The sequence below is a fragment of the Streptomyces sp. NPDC005899 genome (assembly GCF_040629645.1).
GTDB lineage: Bacteria > Actinomycetota > Actinomycetes > Streptomycetales > Streptomycetaceae > Streptomyces.
Map to the genome: position 1 here is coordinate 1 of NZ_JBEXWB010000530.1, position 3,038 is coordinate 3,038.

The 3,038-nt window shown below is 69.1% G+C and carries 4 protein-coding genes; 1 reads left to right on the top strand and 3 read right to left on the bottom strand.

Annotation, left to right across the window (positions count from 1 at the left end):
• The 3 genes from ABZ371_RS30955 to ABZ371_RS30965 form a co-directional block, all read right to left on the bottom strand.
• On the bottom strand, positions 1 to 496 hold a 496-nt coding region (locus tag ABZ371_RS30955), incomplete at its 3' end, for an HNH endonuclease (protein ID WP_358685901.1).
• Positions 497 to 637: 141 nt separating this feature from the next.
• Positions 638 to 1,171, bottom strand: a complete 534-nt coding sequence (locus ABZ371_RS30960) for a YbhB/YbcL family Raf kinase inhibitor-like protein (protein ID WP_358685903.1) — start codon at positions 1,169 to 1,171, stop codon at positions 638 to 640.
• Positions 1,172 to 1,225: 54 nt separating this feature from the next.
• On the bottom strand, positions 1,226 to 2,008 hold the full coding sequence (locus ABZ371_RS30965) for a sporulation protein (protein WP_358685905.1): 783 nt from the start codon (positions 2,006 to 2,008) through the stop codon (positions 1,226 to 1,228).
• A gap of 85 nt (positions 2,009 to 2,093) precedes the next feature.
• Here ABZ371_RS30965 and ABZ371_RS30970 point away from each other — a divergent pair, with 85 nt between their 5' ends.
• Positions 2,094 to 2,732: a DNA-3-methyladenine glycosylase gene (locus ABZ371_RS30970; protein ID WP_358685907.1), complete on the top strand. Its 639-nt coding sequence runs from the start codon at positions 2,094 to 2,096 to the stop codon at positions 2,730 to 2,732.
• The last annotated feature ends 306 nt before the right edge of the window (positions 2,733 to 3,038 follow it).

Consider the following 3,038-nt stretch of genomic DNA (forward strand, 5'->3'; position numbering starts at 1 on the left):
ACCGCGCCAGCCACTCCGGCAACGCCGACCGGTCGCCGGCCCCCAGCGCGAGGAGCATGGCGTCCGCGGGCGAGGGCACGAACGGCTGACGCAGCAGTGGCATGCCCGCCTCCTCGGGGGTCCTGGCAGCCTTGCGGTGGTTGTCCTCGGCGCACGAGGCCACCGTGTTCGTCCAGGTGTCCTGACCGCCCTGGGCACGCGGCACCACATGGTCCACGGTGGTCGCCCGGCGCCCGCAGTACGCGCACCGGTGCTGGTCCCGCACGAGGACGCCCCTTCTCGACCACGGCGCGTGTCTTCGGAACGGCACCCGTACGAACCGGCAGAGCCTGATCACTCTGGGCACCGGGATGTCGACGGCGGCGCCCCGCATGCGCAGCCCGGGATCGGCCTGCTCGACGACCGCCTTGTCCTGCAGGATGAGCACCACCGCGCGGTTGAGCGTCACCGTCGACAGCGGCTCGAAGCTCGCGTTGAGCACCAGTGTGTCCCGCATCCTGCCCACCTCCCGTGTGCCGCCCGCCCCCCGGCGGGCCCGGATCAACTCTGTCCGGGAGAGCCGTGATGGACAACGCAATAAAAAGTGCCCTGCCCTGGTCTCTCCAAGACCGGGGCAGGGCAAACAGCGGGAGAACCCTCAGCTGTCGGGGGAGGCGTACTCACCGATCAGCCGGGCGCGGGCCAGCGTGTGGAAGCGGAGGTTGAATCCGACCACCGCGGGCGAGGCGTCGCTGTCCGGACCGAGCTTCTCGGTGTCCACCGCGTACACGGTGAAGACGTAGCGGTGGTTCTCACCGGCCGGCGGCGCGGCACCGCCGAACTCCTTCGCGCCGTAGTCGTTGCGCGCGTGGACGGCCCCCTCGGGCAGCCCCTCGAACGTGCCGCTGCCGGCGCCCGCCGGAAGCTCCGTCACCGAAGCCGGAAGGTCGAAGACCACCCAGTGCCAGAACCCGCTGCCCGTCGGCGCGTCCGGGTCGAAGCACGTCACCGCGAAGCTCTTCGTCCCGGAGGGGAAGCCCTCCCACCGCAGATGCGGCGAGGTGTTCCCCGCGGAGAGGACCTGCGCGTCGGCGAGTACGGCCCCCGGTGCGAGGTCCTCGCTCACCACGGTGAACGAGGGGACCTCGGGATGGAAGTCGTGCGGCAGTGGGGCCCTCTTCGACTCGGTCACGTCAGCACCTCTCCTGATCGGCTGCATTGTCTCTGCCACCGACCCTAGGGGGTGTCAGAGCCAGTTGCGCTGTCCGCCGACCTGCGCGAGCCACTGGTTGAGGTAGGCGGCCCAGTCCGTGTCGCGGTAGTCGTTCAGTCCGACCTTGAACGCGCGGTAGGAGTCACTGCCCTCGCTGAAGAGGCCGGGCTTCTTGTCCATCTCCAGGACGACGTCCATCTCACGGTCGTCGGCGACGAAGGTCAGCTCGACCTGGTTGAGGCCGCGGTACTGCTGCGGCGGGAAGAACTCGATCTCCTGGTAGAACGGCAGCCGCTGGCGCGTACCGCGGATGTGACCGCGCTCCATGTCCGCGCTGCGGAAGCCGAAGCCCAGCTGCCCGAAGGCGTCCAGGATGGCCTGCTGGGCCGGCAGCGGGTGCACGTTGACGGGGTCCAGGTCTCCGGAGTCCACGGCCCGGGCGATCTCGAGCTCCGTGGTCACACCGATGTTCATGCCCCGCAGGTGCTGCCCCGCGAACATGGTGATCGGCGTCTCCCAGGGGATCTCGAGCCCGAACGGCACGACGTGCACGGCACCGGCCTTCACCTCGAAGGCACCGCCCAGACGCTGCTTGGCGAACTCGATGTCCTGCTTCGTCTCCTGGTCGCCGCCCTCGACCTCGACCCGCGCCTGCAGACCGACCGACAGACCTTCGATCTGCTGGTCCACGGAGCCGCCCTGGACGCGCACCTCGCCCTGCACGACGCCACCGGGGACGACGTTGAGTTCGGTGAGTTCGGTCTCGACCGAAGCACCGCCGGCACCCATGCTCGCGAGCAGCCGCTTGAAGCCCATGTTTTCCTCCTTGGTCCTGACCTCTACATACGCGCCAGAACCGTAGCCGGTTCCCGGCGCGGCCTTCCCAGTACCCTCGGACGCCATGAACGAGGCCATGGACCGTACGCCGCTGACGCGGGACTTCTTCGACCGTTCCGTCCTGGACGTGGCACCCGATCTGCTGGGCCGCACCCTGGTCCGCACCACCGACGAGGGCCCCATCGAACTGCGCCTCACGGAGGTGGAGGCGTACGCGGGTGACATCGACCCGGGTTCCCACGCGTTCCGCGGCCGGACGGCCCGCAACAGCGTCATGTTCGGTCCGCCGGGTCACTCGTACGTGTACTTCACGTACGGGATGTGGCACTGCCTCAACCTGGTGTGCGGTCCCGAGGGCAAGGCGAGCGGGGTCCTGCTCAGGGCGGGCGAGATCCAGGTGGGGGCGGACCTCGCCCGCGCGCGCCGTTTCTCCGCGCGCAACGACCGCGAACTGGCCAAGGGGCCGGCCCGGCTGGCCACCGCCCTCGACGTCGACCGGGCGCTGAACGGCGTCGACGTGCTGGACGGCCAGGGCCCGCTGTCCGTACTGCGGGGCACCCCGCCCCCGCCCGGTCAGGTGCGGAGCGGGCCGCGCACCGGCGTGGGCGGCGACGGCTCCCACCAGCCGTGGCGCTTCTGGATCGACGGTGACCCCACGGTCAGCCCGTACCGGGCCCATGTGCCGCGCCGCCGGGCTACTTGACTCGTCCCCGCGTCTTCCCTAATGTAGTCCGAGCCGCTTGAACGGATGCAGTTGTCATCGGCCCGGTCCTCAGGACCGAGCCCGGGCATCGTGAGAGGGCCAACCACTACCTATGATTCACCCCTGGCGGGTGAGGTTCCGGCATGCCGGAATTCACCTGACGGCTCGATTATGAGTCGCAGAGGAAATCCGCTAACGTAGTGAGCACGCCGAAAGGGAAACGCGAAAGCGAAGAACTGGAAAGCGAATCAGCAGGAACCCGCTTCGGCCGGGAATCGGACACGAAAGAGTCTGATAGAGTCGGAA